This window comes from Streptomyces sp. NPDC087844 (genome assembly GCF_044742785.1).
Taxonomy (GTDB): Bacteria; Actinomycetota; Actinomycetes; order Streptomycetales; family Streptomycetaceae; genus Streptomyces.
Genome location: NZ_JBIUVD010000008.1, coordinates 317,706 through 332,829, shown reverse-complemented (window position 1 = coordinate 332,829; position 15,124 = coordinate 317,706). Strand labels below are relative to the sequence as shown.

Sequence of the window (15,124 nt, the reverse complement as noted above, 5' to 3'; positions counted from 1 at the left end):
ACAAGGGATCCGCACTCGAACGGCAATCGAAACGGACGCTAGCGAGCAGCCGCCGGGCCTCACCACCCTTACCCGCCCCTACCCCTGCGCCGCCCTCGGACCGGCTGCGAAAAGGCGCACGGAAAGTGAAGAGCAAAGCAGGCAGTCAAATCCGTCGCGGCGCGGTCTGCCACCCGCACCTCCCCCTGTTCCTTCCGCGCGGACCCCTGTTTCTCCGCGCGCCCCGCGGTCGTGGAGCCGGCCGGCGGAGATCTCCATGGCATCGGGGCCGCGACTTCATGCAAGGCAACTTTCGGCCAGCGGCCTCGTTGCTTCTCGGCCCTGCCCCGTCCATAGACTCACGCCGGACAAGAGGAACAAATGTTCATACAGTTCACACGGAACGGGGCCGCTGTGAGGCTGACAGATCGCACCAAGGAACTGGCTGTTCTGGACTCGGCGAGTGCCGAGGCGGTGTCCGGGCGAACCCGGACAGTACTCATCGAGGGGGCGGCCGGCTGCGGCAAGAGCTCACTGCTCGCCGCCGTGGCCGAACGTGCCGCCACAAGGGCCGTGGTCCTGCACGCGGAGGGCACGGAGTCGGAGAGCAGCCAGCCGTTGGGGCTGCTTCGTCAACTGCTGGACAGCGTTCCGGCCGACGGGCGGCCTCAGCTGCCCGACCCGGACGAGGGGCCGCCACGCCCCGAGTCGATGCGGGAGTTCTGCACGTGGTTGCACGGCTTCGCCGCGGCCGACCCGGTCGTGTGCTCCATCGACGATCTGCACCACGCCGACGAACTGTCGCTGCGGTACCTGCGGTACTTCATCCGCCATGTGCGCTCCGCGCGCATCCTTCTCGTGGCGGCCGCCACGCCGCATCACGGGAGCGCCGACTCCTCGCTGCAGTCCGAACTGCTGCGCAGTCCCGCCTCCCGGTACGTACGGCTGCGCAGGCTCAGCCGGCTGGGCGTCGCCCGGATGCTCGACGCCGATCCGGAGCTGTCCCGGCACCACGGCCTGGTGGAGGATCTGCACCACATCAGCGGCGGCAATCCGCTGCTGGTGCGCGCCCTGCTGGAGGACTGCCGTGCCGCGTGGCCCGAGACCGCCGAGCCGCGTGCGCTGCGGCCGGTGACCGGGGGGCTGTTCGCGCACGCCGTGGACAACTGTCTGCGCCGTAGCGGTCGCGCCGCCCGCGAGGTGGCCGCCGCCTACACCGTCCTGGGCGGTCTCGGGACCCCCGAGCGGTCCGCCGAACTGCTCGGCATCAGTGTCTCGGCCGCGGCGCGCGGCATAGCGGCGCTCACCTCCGCCGGCATCCTCGACGGATGCGGTTTTCGGCACCCGGCGGCCCGCGCGGCGGTCCTCGACGACTTCACCTCGGCGGAACAGGCAGGGCTGCACCGGCGGGTCGCCCGGCTGCTGCACGACACGGAACCGCACTCGACCGCCGTGACAGGGCATCTGCTCGCCTCCGCGCAGGCCGGCATCCCCTGGTCCGAGACACCGTGGGCGACGGACATGCTCCGCGACCACGCCGAGCGGCTGCTCGCCCGGGACGAGCCGAGGCCGGCGGCGGCGGCACTGGAACTGGCGTACGCGGCATGCTCCGACGAGCGGATCCGGATCGACATCACCACCCGCCTCTCCACCGTCCTGTGGCGTTTCGATCCGAGGCGGGCCGAGAGCCTCCTGTCCTCCTCCCTCGACACGGCGGCGGGCGGCGCGCTGACGGGGCCGCAGCTGGGGTCGGTCGCCCATGTGCTGGCCTGCCAGGGCCGGATGGCCGAGGCCGCCGGGCTCAACGACCGGATCGCCGAGTCCGCGAACCGGACGGGTGACACGGGTCCGCAGCTCCCGGAGCTGCCGGGAAGCCGCGTGCTCACCTCGTACTGGGATGTGCCGGACGCGGCGGACCGCAGCGCGGGTACGGCGGCGGAGCGGGTGCTGGAGCAGTCGGTCCTCACCGATACGACCCTGCACGCGCTCAACCAGGCGGTCCGCGCCCTCGCCCATTCCGCGCAGCCCGAGCGGGCGGCCCACTGGAGCCAGAGTCTGGCCGAAGAGGCCGAGCGTCGCGAGGCCCCGGGCTGGCAGGCGCTGTTCACCACCCTCCACGCGGAGGTGTTGTTGCGGCTCGGTGATCTGCGGGGGGCCGAACTGCAGGCCTCCGCCGCCCTGGAGGTCCTGCCGGAACCGACCGCGGGCGCCTTCGCCTCGGCACCCACCGCGGTGCTCATCCGCGCGCACACCATGACCGGGCAGTTCGCCGCCGCGGCGGACCGGCTGAACCGGCCCGCCGACGACCAGCTCTTCGACAGCATCCACGGCCCCGGCCATCTGCGCGCCCGAGGGCTGTACCACCTGGCCACCGGCCAGTTCCACCTGGCTTACGGCGACTTCACCGAGGCGGGCCGGCTGCTGAAGCGCTGGCATCTGGACAGGCCCGTCGTGCTGCCCTGGCGCACGGATGCGGCCGAGGCGCTGCTGCGGCTCGGTGAGGTGCAGCAGGCGGAGCGCCTCATACAGCGTCAGCTCGCCTCTCCCGACGCCCGCCATCCGTGGGTACGCGGAATCTCCCTGCGGACGCACGCGAGGACCGTGTCCCAGGAGGAGCGTCCCGCGCTGCTCGGTCAGGCCGTCGAGGAACTGCGGCGGTCGGGAGACCGGATCGAGCTCGCCCGGGCCCTCGGCGACCTCGGCAGGGCCCTGCAAGCGGTCGGCGAGGCCACCCGGGCCAACACGATGACCCGGCGCGCCTGGAACCTCGCGCACATCTGCGGGGCCAGACCACTGTGCGAGGAGACGATTCCCGGCAGGGCGTCCAGGGACCTCACTCGTGAGCGGACCCTCATCCCGGCGACCACGGCGATCGACTCCAAGCTCAGCAGCTCCGAGCAGAGGGTCGCCGCGCTCGCGGCACAGGGCTATACGAATCGTGAGATCTCGCTGCGGCTCTACATCACCGTGAGCACGGTGGAACAGCATCTCACCAAGGCCTACCGGAAACTCAAGATCACCAGGCGGCAGGATCTTCCCTTGGATCTCCAACTGACTTCCGCGCAGGGCTCCTGAGAATGTCATCCGCCCCCACCGGAGGCCGGACGCGGGTTTCCACCGTTTCTTTGCCTTGGCACGGGTGGCAATCGAGTTCGGCAATTAACGTCGGGCCAGCAAGGGGGCTTTTTGCACTCGGTCAACAATTACTGTCGCAATAGGTGGTGACCGGTGCGCGTTCGGCCCGGGGGCCGCCCGGGGGCCGCCGCCCCCGCCGCGTGCGTCCACCGGACCGGGCGCGGCAGTGGCCCCTCTCCGGGAAGGGGAGGGGCCACTGACACTCATGTCAACTACGCGTACGCGGCCAGCCGTTGTCGTCGGACAGGCCGTGGAGCCTGCCCTCCACGCCCGCCGCCCGCCTCGCCGGACGCACTGGCACGGGAACGGATCCCGCCGACAGCATGCCCGAAATAACACTTCTCATCACGAAGAGCACCATACATCCCCCATGGGTGACGATTTCGTTTCTGCAGCAGAGAAGCGTCGTGCGTCGTCATCGCTTCCCACCCCCCTTCGCGTGACGAGATCCAGGATGCCCGACTCCGGCGCTCCCCCCAAGTCAGCTCCCCTGGCGTAAAGTTGCATGGCAACAACTGAAGTCAGCACGGGGGAGAAGGACTACATGGGAGGAATCAACGGCTCCACGCCGGAGTTCGCCGAACTCGACCACGCAAGCGCCAATGCTTATCGGCATGCAATCCAGCGCGGTGAGTTCGTGCGAGAAGAAATAGCCGATGAATTACAGGCGTCCAGCACGGAAGTATCCCGGATCGAGGGGGTACTACGTCATCTGCGGCTGCTGCAGCCGCTGCCCGGCGACCCTGACCGGCTGGCTCCCGTGAGCCCGGATGCCGCCGCCGCGGAGCTGCTGGGCTCCTCCGAGTGGCAGATACGCGAACTGCAACAGGCGGTCGGTGAGGTCCGCACCCGGATGCTTTCCCTGATGCCGGCCTATTTCGAGGGTCGCCGCCGGCGAAATCAGATGGAAGCCTTCGATCTCATCACGGACGTCGACGCCATTCGCGCGCTTCTCGACGAGCATCTGTTCCGCGCGCGCGCCGAAATGTTGACTGTTCAACCTGGAGGAGCCCGCCCACCCGAACTTCTCGATACCGTCCGAAATTCAAATGTCGCCGCGCTGGACCGGGGCGTCCGCATGCGCACCCTCTACCAGCACACGGCACGCAGTGATCTGGTCACCAGCGCCTATGTCTCCGAAGTCACCGCCAAGGGCGCCGAGATACGCACCACCGACGAACTCATCGACAGACTGATCATCTACGACCGCGAAGTCGCCTTCCTGCCGGAGCAGAACCTGCCCGACCCCGGGCGCGGCGCGGTGATCATAAGAGAGCCCAATCTGGTCGCCTTCATGTGCTCGGTGTTCGATCACATGTGGCAGGGCGCCGTTCCCTTCCGGCCCGGCACCAGCACCCCCGAGCCGCTCGCCGACGAGGTCAAGGCGTCGATCCTGCGGCTCATGGCCAACGGCTACAAGGACGAGATGGTGGCCCGACGGCTCGGTATGTCCGTACGCACCTGCCGTCGGCACATCGCCGAGATCACCGAGGAACTGAAGGCCACCAGCCGCTTCCAGGCGGGGGTCAACGCCACGCTGTCCGGGCTGGTCCAGCCCAGTTCGGAAGATTAGCCGCTTCGCGGGCGAGAGCCGTCCGTGAACCGCCGGAACCCGCGTCGTACACGGCGGCGCCCACGCAGTAGCCGTTGGGCAGCAGGAAGGTACGGAACGCCCACTCGGCACCGGTGCCGGGCGTTCCGTCGGGCCGGTGCACCTTCATGGGCTTGCCGTCGGGGCCGAACCCGAACTCCGTGAACCGGAGTCGTCGCTCGGCCCCGATGGCCTTGCCGTAGGCCTCCTTGAGTGTTCGCAGCCGCACCAGCGTCGGATTGCGGTCCGCCTCCGGCAGATTGGCGAGCGAGATCAGCTCGTACGGCGTGCACACGTGCCTGCTCATCCCCGGGCCGGACAGCTGCCGGTCGGCGCGCTCCGAGTCCACGCCGATCAGGCCGGTGGTGGTGAGTCCCACCAGCAGCCGGTCCTCGGCGTGGCTCAGGCTGATGTCCACCCGGTCGCAGCCGCGCAGATACGGGCGCCCGGCCGGCCCGTAGCCGAGTTCCAGGTTCTCCGGGTCACCACACGGCATCACGCCCGCCGCGTGCTTCAGCAACAGGCGGCCGGCGACGTGACGGATCCGGGTCTCGGGGTGGGCGAGGTCGAGATAGCGGGACCAGTCCCGGCCCAGCAGGCGGCGCATCTCCGGAATGTCCCCCGGCTCGGGGCACCAGTCGGCCAGCCGCGTGTGCACCAGGGCGGTACCGCACTGCCGGAGATCCCGGAAGACCCGCTCCCAGCCGTCGTCCCGGTCCAGGACCTCGACGGGTTCACGGAGCGGGGGGCCCACGGTCGAGTCGCCCGGAAGCGTCATAACGCGTCCAAGGGGCGCACGCAGCCCGTACAGCCGCCCCGTACCGAGCGCGAGTGCCTGCCCAACGCCGTCTCCCGCCTCATGACAGGGCACCCTCTCCGAACAAAGAGGACACCGCCTACGCTACGAAGCCCGCACGTACGTCAAACCCCTTATGAGACCAGTCGATACCCCTGCGGCACAAGGGCATCGGCTGCCGGACCGGAGGGGAGAGCATCTCCGATCTGTCGACATGGGGAATCGGAACAGGCGTGTGAGCAGGACCGTCGCCGGTCGAATTACCGATTCCCCACGAACCAGTACCCACTGACGTTCCTGCCGTCTCTCCCAAAACAATCCGCAACTATTGAATCAATCTCCGGAGCATTGGAGCATTGGAGCATCGGAGCACTGATCAGTGAACCACGGGCCCACTCACCCAAGAGGACGGCAGAACACCGCACTTGGTGCCGTGCAAGTTGTGGCCATCAACACGAACAACTCGGCCGTGAACGCTGCGCTGAACCATGAAATCCGGAACGCGACCCACGCGAAAAGGGCCTCCGCAGGCTCTCGCCTGCGAAGACCCTCCACATCGTCGGGACGACAGGATTTGAACCTGCGACCCCTTGACCCCCAGTCAAGTGCGCTACCAAGCTGCGCCACGTCCCGATGCGCCTCGCCGCGGTGAACCGCGTGATCGCGCGAACTGAACCCTACCGCACACAGAGGGGTGCCTCGAAGACGGCGGGCAAGGGGGACAATCGGCGCATGAACAACACTTCTGGTGACAGGCGCGACCGGGACACGGAGGGCCGGGCCCGCAACGCCCGGCCCCGGGACGGGCTCGGGCGGCCCCTGCCGTACGGGGTGGACGGAGTGGAGCGGCAGCCCGAGGGGGTGGTGCGCGCACCCGAGGACACCGTCACCGAGGCCCAGGCGCTGCTGACGGCGGGGAAGCCGTTCCACGCGCACGAGGTCTTCGAGGACGCCTGGAAGTCGGGTCCCGACGAGGAACGGGCACTGTGGCGGGGGCTCGCCCAGCTCGCGGTGGGGCTCACGCACGCGGCCCGGGGGAACGTGACGGGCGGGGCGCGGTTGCTGCGGCGGGGGGCCGGCGCTGTCGAGGAGTGGGGCGCGGGTCCCGGGGGCCCGCGTCCGCACGGGCTCGCGTTGGGGGAACTTGCCTCCTGGGCGCGCGAGTTGGCGGGTGCCGTGGAGCGGGACGAAGCCGCCGTGGACGCGTCGGCGTGGGCGCCGCGGTTGCGAGGCGGCGACTCGTAGGCCGCCTGCGGCCGAATGGGGTGACCAGGGCGGTGACGCCGTGCGGCAGACTCGGGATGGTGTCTGACCTCGTGCGGCTGCGCCATGACATTCTCGCCGCGCATCCGCCGCGTACCTGCCGCGCATCTGCCGCGCATCTGCCGCGTACCTGCCGCGTACTTGCCGCGTACTTGCCGCGTAGGAACGTACCGGACGGTCGAGACGCACGATCCCGGGCGCGACCGTACGGCGGAGGGTGCGGGTCACTCCCCCGCCGCCGGGACCGGCGCAGCGCCCGTGCCGGCGTCTTCGAGCGGCTGATCGCCGAGGAGCTGGGCGACCTCAGCCGCGTGGCGCGTCCTGTACAGCCCCCCGCGGAGCCGGCGCCCCACATCGTCGAGGTCCGTGCACGGGCCCGCGAGCGCGAGGGCCGGATCATGGACACGTACCTGCTGCGCGGGCGTCCCGGGTACGAGGGCACTCCCCGTGACGAGGGTGGTCCCGGGCCGGGCCGACCCAGGGCCCCCGCGTCCCGCGGCAGCGCCCCGCACCCCCATGCGGACGGCCCCGCATGCACACCCCGCCGGCCGGTGTGAAGCTGACCGGTGTGACGACCATCGACACCGCCGGACCCCCCGCCGGACCGCCCGCGGCCGAAGCGCCCGCCACGCAGCCGCCCGTGCTGGACAAGCGCCGTCGCAACGTCGTCTTCGTGACGATCATGCTCGGCATGCTGCTGGCCGCGCTGGACCAGACGATCGTGGGCACGGCCCTGCCCACGATCGTGTCGGAACTCGGCGGCGCGGAGCACATGTCCTGGGTGGTCACCAGCTATCTGCTGGCGGAGACCGTCGCCACGGTGCTCGTCGGCAAGTTCGGTGACCTGTTCGGCCGCAAGCTCGTCTTCCAGGTGTCGGCGATCATCTTCATCACCGGCTCGTTCCTGTGCGGCCTCTCCTCGAACATGCTTCTGCTGATCTCCTGGCGGGCCATGCAGGGCATCGGCGCGGGTGGTCTGATGGTCACCGCGATGGCCCTGATCGCCGATGTGATCCCGCTGCGGGAGCGTGGCAAGTACCAGGGGGCGATCGGCGCGGTGTTCGGTGTCGCCACCGTGATCGGTCCCCTGCTCGGCGGCCTCTTCACCGACCATCTCACCTGGCGCTGGGCGTTCTACGTCAACGTCCCCATCGCGATCCTCGTCGTGGTGGCCGCCGCCCGCACGATCCCGGTGGTGAAGTCGCCGTCCCGGCCGGTCATCGACTATCTGGGGATCGCCCTGGTCGCGGTCGGCGCCAGCGCCCTGATCCTCGCGACGAGCTGGGGCGGCAACGAGTACGCCTGGGCTTCGCCCACCATCATCGGCCTCTTCGCGGGCGGTGTCCTCGCCCTCGCGGCCTTCTGCCGGGTGGAGACCCGCGCGGCCGAACCCATGCTGCCGATGCGGCTGTTCGGCAACCCCGTCTTCACGGTCTGCTCGATCCTCAGCTTCATCGTGGGCTTCGCGATGCTCGGCGCGATGACGTTCCTGCCGACCTATCTGCAGTACGTGGACGGCGACTCGGCGACGGTCTCCGGCGTACGCACGCTGCCCATGGTCGTCGGGCTGCTCATCGCGTCGGTCTTCAGCGGCAACGTGATCAGCAAGACCGGCCACTACCGGATCTTCCCCGTCGTCGGCTCGCTCGTGATGGGCGTCGGGCTCTATCTGCTCTCCCTGATGAACAGCGGCACCAGCACCTGGCTCTCCTCCCTCTACATGTTCGTGCTCGGTGCGGGGATCGGGCTGTGCATGCAGGTCCTCACCATCGCCGTGCAGAACACCGTCGAGTACACCGACCTGGGCACCGCGACGTCCGGCGTCACCTTCTTCCGTACGCTCGGCAGTTCCTTCGGCACCGCGGTCTTCGGCACGATCTACGCCAACACGCTGAAGCCGAACCTGGCGGACGGGGTCGCCGAGGCGGCCCGGACGAGCGGCACCGACCCCGCGGTCCTGACCAAGGCCGCGACCAGCCCGGAAGGGCTGCACGATCTGCCGTCGGCGACCGCCGCGCCTCTGGTCGAGGCGTACGCGGAGACGCTGCAGACCGTCTTCCTGTGGACGGTGCCCGTGGCGGCGCTCGGTTTCCTGGTCTCCCTGTTCCTCAAGCAGGTGCAGCTGCGCGACAGCGCGCGGATGGGGTCCACCGACATGGGCGAGGGTTTCGCGACGCCGTCCGCGGCGGACAGCAGACAGCGTCTGGAAGCCACGGTCGGGAAGATCCTCGGCGGTACCGGGCCCGCCACCCTGCGCCGGATCGTCGTCGGGGCGGACACCCGGCTGGACATCGCGGGTGCCTGGGCCGTGATGCAGGTCGAGCTGTTCACCCGGATGGTCGGTCATGCCAACCTGTCCCTGATCGCCGCCCGTCGGCACCTGCCTCCCGAGGTCCTGGTGCCGGTCTTCCAGCGCATGGTGGACGAGGGGTACCTCACCCGTGAGGGGACGCTGTTCTCCCACACGGAGTCCGGTGCTCGCGAGGCTCGTGTCATCGGCGAGGCGTGGGGGTGCTGGCTGGCCGATCGGGTCGAGCAGGACCTCGGGCGGCCGTCGGGGGCGGAGCTTCGGGTCGCCGTCGACAGCATTGCCAAGCGGTTGCTGGTGGAGGACCTGACGGACGATGCCTCGGCGGAGTCCCCTTCGAAGGTTCTCGCCTCGGCGGAGAGCGGCCGCTGAAGGTCGGTTGCCTTGTGTGCGGGTGCGTCGTGGGTGGTCGCGCCCACGCGGCGGAGCCGCACAGTGTCACCGCCCCGCGCCCCTGCAGGGCGCCCTCCGCTGGGCGCTGTTCAGCGCAGCAGCAGTTGTAGGCCGCCCAGGACCGTTGCCGCGATCACCAGGCGTTCGAACAGGCGTTGGTCGATGCGGTCCACCGCCCATGTGCCGATGAGGGCGCCCGGGAGGACGAAGGCCGCCAGGGCCGCGTCCAGGAGCAGGGAGTGGCCGTCGATCAGGCCGAGGCCGACGCTGAAGGGGACCTTGGAGACGTTGACGATCAGGAAGAAGAAGGCGGAGGTCCCCAGGAAGCCGAGCTTGCGGAAGCCCGCGGAGAGGAGGTACATCGACATCACGGGGCCGCCCGCGTTGGCGACCATCGTGGTGAAGCCGCCCAGCACTCCGTACGAGCGGGCCTTGATCCGGCCGGTCCGCGTGGCCACCGAGTCGGGCCGCTCCTCCACCTCCGTGGCCTCGGCCTTCCGCCGGCGCCACATGGTGACCCCGGCCATGAGAAGCAGGATCGCGCCGATCGACGTACGCACCATCGCGTCGTCCGCCCACACCAGGAACACCGTGCCGAAGACCACGCCCGCGGCGACCGCCGGGAACAGCTTCCACAGGGTCGGCCAGTGCGCGTGCCGCCGGTAGGTGAGTACGGCGAGCACGTCCCCGACGATCAAAATGGGCAGCAGCACCCCCGTGGACGCCCTGGCGGGCAGGACCGCAGCGAAGATCGCGAGGCTGACGGTGTTGGCCCCGCTCACGGCGGTCTTGGAGAAGCCGACGAGCAGAGCCGCGGCGGCGAGGGCGGCGAACTCCCAGGGAGTGATGTGCCAGAGCGTCATCGTGTTCATGCGGGGACCGATGCTATGCCCACCTATCCGGCCCTGTCAGGCGCGGCTCGACAGGTGACCCCTGCCACCGCCACCGGCCGCGCGCTCTGGACCGCCTCCTCGCCCCCTGGAAAGATCCCCCTCGATCCCCTTCGATCGTCCCCGCCCGCCCCTGATCGCCCCCGAACCTTCGCCGACGCCGATGGAGGACCCATGGCCGACTCCCGCGAGCTCACCCTCACGGGCACCCGGAGCAGCATCACGGCACGCGAGTGGCCACGGGAACGGCCGCGGTACGTGGCACTGCTGGTCCATGGATACGGCGAGCACATCGGCCGCTACGAGTACGTCGCCAATGTGCTGCGCGGGCATGGCGCGGCGGTGTTCGGCCCCGACCACATGGGACATGGGAAGTCCGGCGGCGCACGGGTGCTGATCGAGGACTTCGAGGACGTGGTGAGCGACGTCCGCGCGGTGGAACTGCCGGCCCGGGACGCGTACCCGGGTGTGCCGGTCGTGCTGATCGGCCACTCGATGGGCGGCCTCGTCGCGGCGCGATACGCCCAGCGGTACGGGGACGGGTTGGCCGCGCTCGTCCTGTCGGGGCCGGTGCTCGGGGACTGGGAGCCGCTTCGTCAGCTGCTCGCGCTCGATCCGCTGCCCGAGGTCCCCATCGACCCGACGGCGCTCTCGCGTGATCCGGCGGTCGGACGGGCGTACGCGGCGGATCCCCTCGTCCGGCACGGGCCGTTCGAGCGGACCACGCTGGAGGCCTTCGTCCACGCCCTGGACACCATCTCCGAGAGCGGTGACGTGGGGACCCTGCCGCTGCTGTGGCTGCACGGGGACGACGACCGGATCGTGCCGTTGCCCGCCGGCCGGGCCGGCATCGAGGAGCTGCGCGGCACCGAGTGGGACGAGCGCGTGTACCCGGGCGCTCAGCACGAGGTGTTCAACGAGACGGTCAAGGACACGGTCCTGGCCGATGTCACTCGCTTCGTGGACGGCGTGCTCGCGTGAAACCCCTCCTGCCGGGCAGGCAGGCAGAACACGAAGTTTACGACCGAAAGGGACGCCCGATGGCCGACGCCCTCGAACTCGACGCGCTGTGGGCCGAGTTCCACCGCGTGGTGAACATGACCTCACAGGAGCTGGCCGCCTGGCTGCGGGTGAACGACGCGTCCGAGGAGTCCGTGGCGCCGCCCGAGCACGCGGGTGCGCCGACGGGCGAGCATGTGCTGGCCATCCTGCAGAAACGGCGTATCGATCTCACCGACGACGACCTCGACGTGATGTACGAGGTCGTGGACACCGTCACCGCCGAGACCGGCCCCGAGCGCGAGCCGAAGCAGGCGTCCGAGGCCGAGGAGACTCGTCGCCGCCGTCGGCTGATGACCCTGGGGCACGATCCGAGCAGGCCTCCGGCTTGAGCGGATCGTAGGGACGGCTCGCGCGGGCTCGTACCGCGTGCCGTACGCGCCCGGCAGACGAACCGGTTCGGTGCCCTCACTCGTCGTCGGGCTCCTCGACGAGCTGGGCGAAGTCGGTGCTGACGGGGGCGAGTTCGCCGTGCAGCCAGAGGGGGAGCTGGTCCCGGTGGTGTGGGGTGCCCGGGGTTCCGTGGGCGCCGACCCAGAGGCTGTTGTCGCGGTCGGCGAGGTCCCACACGTACCGGGCGGAGGGCCTCGGGAGGGAGGCGGTGGTGCCCTGGGAGCGGTGCCGTTCCACCTCCAGTTGCCAGGCGCGGTCGCGTGCCGCGTTCCGTCCCTGGACGAAGGCCGGCCGCAGTGGATCGGCAGCCCGGAGATGCGGAATGCCCCAGGCGTCCCGGTACGTACCGCCGGCCATGATCTGATCCCCCTCGAAGTCGAGATTCCTGGTCCACGGCTCGATCGGGTGCCTGACACGCCACCCTCCACAGCAAGTTAGCTTAGGCTAAGCTAACTTGCCCTAGAGGGCTCGGGGGTCCACGCCACCAGGGAGGAGTCCGCCCATGGTCCTGCCCGTCATCAACTCCTACGCCATGCCAGACCGCTCCGCGGTTCCCGCGTCCGGCCCGGCCTGGACGATCGACCCGGCGCGGGCCGCACTGCTGGTCCACGACATGCAGAACCACTTCGTCCAGGCCTTCCCGCCGGACTGCTCCCCCGTCGTGGAACTGATCGACAACATCGCCACCCTGCGCGAACTGGCGGGCACCCTCGGCATGCCGATCGTCTTCAGCGCCGAACCGTCCGGGCAGCGCCCCGGCCAGCGCGGTCTGATGCGCGACATCTGGGGCCCGGGCATCGGCCCTGAGCCCGACGGGGACGCGGCGGTCGTGGCACCGCTCATGCCCCGGGTGGGCGAACACCTGATGGTCAACGTCCGCCACAACGCGTTCCTCCGCAGCCATCTCGGCAGGCTGCTGCGCTCCGAGGGGCGCGATCAACTGATCCTCTGCGGGGTGCGGGCGCATCTCGGCATCCTGCTCACGGCCGCGGACGCCTTCATGCACGACATCCAGCCGTTCGTGGTGGCCGACGCGGTGGCGGACTTCTCCGCCGAGGACCACTCCATGGCACTGCGGTGGATCGCGCGGACCGGCGTCGTCTGCACCACCAACCAGCTGATCCGTCACCTCCTGCACGGCAAGGCGGCACAGAGCATGTGACATGCGACGGGCGCCGGTTGACCGTCGCGCCCGAGTGGACACGACAGCGGACGGCTCACGCGCAAGGGCGTCCCGGATACTCGTCGCTCTCCGGTACACCCGCCTCGCGCATCCTGCGCAGCACCTCACCCCGCAACGGACCTTCGTCGATGTCCACCAGGCAGTTGGTGCCCCGGTCGAAGACGAGAACGCCCTCCGGAACGCCCTCAGCGGTGTCCCAGAGCACCCATCTGCGCGGGTACGCGGGCGCCCGCCACAGGTGGGCGTACGTTTCCACGCCGTCGACGCGCGTGCTCACAGTGCGCCTCCTTCGGTCTCCCGGCCGTCGACGAATGTCGCGACCACGTCGATGTCACCGATGCGCGAGGTCTCGACACGGGTGGGATCGTCGCCCAGGACGACCAGATCCGCGCTTCTGCCCGGCGTGAGACTGCCCGCGCGATCCTCCCAGTGGCAGGCGAAGGCGCCGGCCACGGTGTAGGCGCGCAGTGCCTCGTCGACGGTGATGCCCTCGTCCGGGCCGATGACCTGCCCCGACTCGGAGGCCCGCTCGACCATGAACTGGACCGCCCTGAGCGGCGATCCGTCCGCGACGGGCCGGTCGGAACTGCCGACCAGCGTGATGCCGTGGTCGAGAAATCCCCTGCCACGGTAGAGCCAGGGCGCCCGCTCCTTCCCCATGACGGCCGCGTAGTCGTCGCCGAAGCAGCGCAGGAAGTTCGGCTGGACCACGGCTGTCACACCCAGCCGCGCGAGGCGGTCCAGCTGGTCGGGCCGGATGAGGCCCGCGTGCTCGATGCGGTGCCGGGCGCCCGGCCTCGGACGCAGGCGCTGCGCCCGCTCCAGCGCGTCGAGGGCCACATCGGCCGCCCGGTCGCCGATCGCGTGGACGGCCAGCTGCCAGCCCGCGAGATGTCCGTCGACGATCGTGTCCGCGAGCGACTCGGGGTCGTCCTGCAACTGGCCGGTGTGGTCAAGTCCTTCGTAGGGGCGGCTGAGGGCGGCGGTACGGGCCATCATGCCGCCGTCGGTGTAGATCTTCAGTGCGCCGACGGAGAGCCGGTCACCGCCGAACCCCGTGCGCAGACCGAGGTCGAGGGCGCGGGGGATGCCGTCGTCCCGGTGCGCGGCGACGGGGCGCAGCCGGTCCGCGGACACCATGAGCTGCACGCGCAGGGGCAGTTTGCCCTGTTCCGAAGCCAGTTGGTACGCGCCCAGCTCGACAGGGCTGTGCCCGAACAGGACTCCGCCGATGCCCGCCTCGGCGCAGCCGGTGATGCCCTCGGTCAGGCAGCCGCGCGCCGCGTGTCCGATCGCGTCGGCCAACTCCTGCTGGGAGTAGGGCAGTCGCAGCGCCCGCGCGGCCCCCATGGCCCCCTCGGCGAGAAAGCCGTCCCCGCTCGCCAGTTCGGCGGGCAGCAGGTCCAGGACGGCCGTGTTGACCATGCAGCCGTGTCCGGAGTCGTGCATCAGGAACACCTTGCGCCCGGCGCCGACCCCGTCCAGTTCCGCCGCGGTCAGGTGGCGGCCGAGGCCCCGCTGGTCGTACCCCGCGAGGTCCGTCCAGCCTCCTTCGGGTGTGCGCGCCACCGCCTCGGCCACCGCGGCCAGTACGTCCTCGACCGACCGGCACGGCGCGATGCTCGGCGTGCCCGCCTTGAAGCCGGTCCAGGCCAGATGGACATGGCTGTCGATGAATCCGGGCAGCACGGTGGCACCCTGGAGGTCGATAACCCTGCGGGCGGGCAGGGCGGCCACCTCCTCGTCCAGGCCCACGATCCGGCCCCGCCAGACGCCCAGTTCGCGGGCGACGGGACGGTCCGGGTCCATGGTGAGGAAGCGGGCGTTGGTGAGTCTCGTGGAGAGCATCACCGGGGCCTCAGCCGGCCTGGTCCGCCGCCGTCCGCTCCACCAGGCTCCTGGGGCGCATGTCCGTCCAGTTGGTCTCGATGTGGTCCAGGCACTCCTGGCGGGGAGCGGGGCCGTGCGCGACGGTCCAGCCGGCCGGCACGTCCACGAAGTCGGGCCACAGGCTGTACTGGCCCTCGTCGTTGACGAGCACGGAGTAGGTGCCTTCGGGGTTCTCGAACGGGTTGGTGCTCATGAGGGTCCTCCGACTCGCTTGCTTCCTACGGTGGTTGTTCTGGTCCACGGG

13 protein-coding genes, 1 tRNA gene and 1 pseudogene are annotated in these 15,124 nt (G+C 70.2%); 8 read left to right on the top strand and 7 right to left on the bottom strand.

Going from position 1 to position 15,124, the window contains the following annotated elements:
* Window positions 1-393: 393 nt before the first annotated feature.
* Both ACIOKD_RS19020 and ACIOKD_RS19015 read left to right on the top strand, forming a co-directional pair.
* A complete protein-coding gene (locus ACIOKD_RS19020; protein ID WP_402084993.1) occupies window positions 394-3,054 on the top strand; it encodes an AAA family ATPase in 2,661 nt (886 codons plus the stop codon).
* Window positions 3,055-3,619: 565 nt separating this feature from the next.
* Complete coding sequence (locus tag ACIOKD_RS19015) at window positions 3,620-4,687, top strand: LuxR C-terminal-related transcriptional regulator (protein WP_402084991.1); 1,068 nt, start codon at window positions 3,620-3,622, stop codon at window positions 4,685-4,687.
* Here ACIOKD_RS19015 and ACIOKD_RS19010 read toward each other — a convergent pair.
* Both ACIOKD_RS19010 and ACIOKD_RS19005 read right to left on the bottom strand, forming a co-directional pair.
* A complete protein-coding gene (locus ACIOKD_RS19010) occupies window positions 4,641-5,483 on the bottom strand; it encodes a 4'-phosphopantetheinyl transferase family protein (RefSeq protein ID WP_402084989.1) in 843 nt (280 codons plus the stop codon). The two genes, ACIOKD_RS19015 and ACIOKD_RS19010, sit on opposite strands and share 47 nt — an antisense overlap.
* 577 nt (window positions 5,484-6,060) lie before the next feature.
* Window positions 6,061-6,134 (bottom strand) — tRNA-Pro (locus tag ACIOKD_RS19005).
* Window positions 6,135-6,233: 99 nt separating this feature from the next.
* Between ACIOKD_RS19005 and ACIOKD_RS19000 the strand changes: the two genes are divergently transcribed.
* The 3 genes and pseudogenes from ACIOKD_RS19000 (at window position 6,234) to ACIOKD_RS18990 (ending at window position 9,444) form a co-directional block, all read left to right on the top strand.
* Window positions 6,234-6,746: a DUF309 domain-containing protein gene (locus ACIOKD_RS19000; RefSeq protein ID WP_402084987.1), complete on the top strand. Its 513-nt coding sequence runs from the start codon at window positions 6,234-6,236 to the stop codon at window positions 6,744-6,746.
* A gap of 56 nt (window positions 6,747-6,802) precedes the next feature.
* Window positions 6,803-7,195 (top strand): annotated as a pseudogene (locus ACIOKD_RS18995) (hypothetical protein); the annotation flags it as partial.
* Between the two features lie 251 nt (window positions 7,196-7,446).
* Window positions 7,447-9,444: an MDR family MFS transporter gene (locus ACIOKD_RS18990; protein WP_402085060.1), complete on the top strand. Its 1,998-nt coding sequence runs from the start codon at window positions 7,447-7,449 to the stop codon at window positions 9,442-9,444.
* 110 nt (window positions 9,445-9,554) lie between these two features.
* Here the strand turns inward: ACIOKD_RS18990 and ACIOKD_RS18985 are convergent, their stop codons facing one another.
* Complete coding sequence (locus tag ACIOKD_RS18985; protein WP_402084985.1) at window positions 9,555-10,337, bottom strand: sulfite exporter TauE/SafE family protein; 783 nt, start codon at window positions 10,335-10,337, stop codon at window positions 9,555-9,557.
* A gap of 192 nt (window positions 10,338-10,529) precedes the next feature.
* Between ACIOKD_RS18985 and ACIOKD_RS18980 the strand changes: the two genes are divergently transcribed.
* Together ACIOKD_RS18980 and ACIOKD_RS18975 are read left to right on the top strand one after the other, a co-directional pair.
* The gene (locus tag ACIOKD_RS18980) at window positions 10,530-11,336 is read left to right on the top strand and encodes a lysophospholipase (protein ID WP_402084982.1); all 807 of its coding nucleotides are present in this window, start codon (window positions 10,530-10,532) and stop codon (window positions 11,334-11,336) included.
* A gap of 59 nt (window positions 11,337-11,395) precedes the next feature.
* On the top strand, window positions 11,396-11,746 hold the full coding sequence (locus ACIOKD_RS18975) for a DUF3140 domain-containing protein (protein WP_402084979.1): 351 nt from the start codon (window positions 11,396-11,398) through the stop codon (window positions 11,744-11,746).
* Window positions 11,747-11,822: 76 nt separating this feature from the next.
* Here ACIOKD_RS18975 and ACIOKD_RS18970 read toward each other — a convergent pair whose 3' ends face one another.
* On the bottom strand, window positions 11,823-12,164 hold the full coding sequence (locus ACIOKD_RS18970) for a penicillin acylase family protein (protein ID WP_402084976.1): 342 nt from the start codon (window positions 12,162-12,164) through the stop codon (window positions 11,823-11,825).
* A gap of 145 nt (window positions 12,165-12,309) precedes the next feature.
* Here ACIOKD_RS18970 and ACIOKD_RS18965 point away from each other — a divergent pair, with 145 nt between their 5' ends.
* A complete protein-coding gene (locus ACIOKD_RS18965; RefSeq protein WP_402084973.1) occupies window positions 12,310-12,969 on the top strand; it encodes an isochorismatase family protein in 660 nt (219 codons plus the stop codon).
* Window positions 12,970-13,024: 55 nt separating this feature from the next.
* On the opposite strand, the gene ACIOKD_RS18960 is transcribed toward ACIOKD_RS18965, so the two are convergent.
* From ACIOKD_RS18960 to ACIOKD_RS18950, 3 genes are read right to left on the bottom strand one after another with little or no spacing between them, the layout of a single operon-like run.
* Complete coding sequence (locus ACIOKD_RS18960; RefSeq protein ID WP_402084970.1) at window positions 13,025-13,267, bottom strand: hypothetical protein; 243 nt, start codon at window positions 13,265-13,267, stop codon at window positions 13,025-13,027.
* On the bottom strand, window positions 13,264-14,838 hold the full coding sequence (locus ACIOKD_RS18955; protein WP_402084967.1) for an amidohydrolase: 1,575 nt from the start codon (window positions 14,836-14,838) through the stop codon (window positions 13,264-13,266). The genes ACIOKD_RS18960 and ACIOKD_RS18955 overlap by 4 nt, the downstream gene beginning before the upstream one ends.
* 10 nt (window positions 14,839-14,848) lie before the next feature.
* Window positions 14,849-15,073: an MbtH family protein gene (locus ACIOKD_RS18950; RefSeq protein ID WP_402084964.1), complete on the bottom strand. Its 225-nt coding sequence runs from the start codon at window positions 15,071-15,073 to the stop codon at window positions 14,849-14,851.
* Window positions 15,074-15,124: the final 51 nt, after the last annotated feature.

Bases quoted from the DNA above. Each gene is read 5' to 3' on its own strand.
- ACIOKD_RS19015 (WP_402084991.1), top strand. From the start codon at position 3,620: ATGGCAACAACTGAAGTCAGCACGGGGGAGAAGGACTACATGGGAGGA.
- ACIOKD_RS19010 (WP_402084989.1), bottom strand. From the start codon at position 5,483: ATGACGCTTCCGGGCGACTCGACCGTGGGCCCCCCGCTCCGTGAACCC.
- ACIOKD_RS19000 (WP_402084987.1), top strand. From the start codon at position 6,234: ATGAACAACACTTCTGGTGACAGGCGCGACCGGGACACGGAGGGCCGG.
- ACIOKD_RS18990 (WP_402085060.1), top strand. From the start codon at position 7,447: ATGCTCGGCATGCTGCTGGCCGCGCTGGACCAGACGATCGTGGGCACG.
- ACIOKD_RS18985 (WP_402084985.1), bottom strand. From the start codon at position 10,337: ATGAACACGATGACGCTCTGGCACATCACTCCCTGGGAGTTCGCCGCC.
- ACIOKD_RS18980 (WP_402084982.1), top strand. From the start codon at position 10,530: ATGGCCGACTCCCGCGAGCTCACCCTCACGGGCACCCGGAGCAGCATC.
- ACIOKD_RS18975 (WP_402084979.1), top strand. From the start codon at position 11,396: ATGGCCGACGCCCTCGAACTCGACGCGCTGTGGGCCGAGTTCCACCGC.
- ACIOKD_RS18970 (WP_402084976.1), bottom strand. From the start codon at position 12,164: ATGGCCGGCGGTACGTACCGGGACGCCTGGGGCATTCCGCATCTCCGG.
- ACIOKD_RS18965 (WP_402084973.1), top strand. From the start codon at position 12,310: ATGGTCCTGCCCGTCATCAACTCCTACGCCATGCCAGACCGCTCCGCG.
- ACIOKD_RS18955 (WP_402084967.1), bottom strand. From the start codon at position 14,838: ATGCTCTCCACGAGACTCACCAACGCCCGCTTCCTCACCATGGACCCG.
- ACIOKD_RS18950 (WP_402084964.1), bottom strand. From the start codon at position 15,073: ATGAGCACCAACCCGTTCGAGAACCCCGAAGGCACCTACTCCGTGCTC.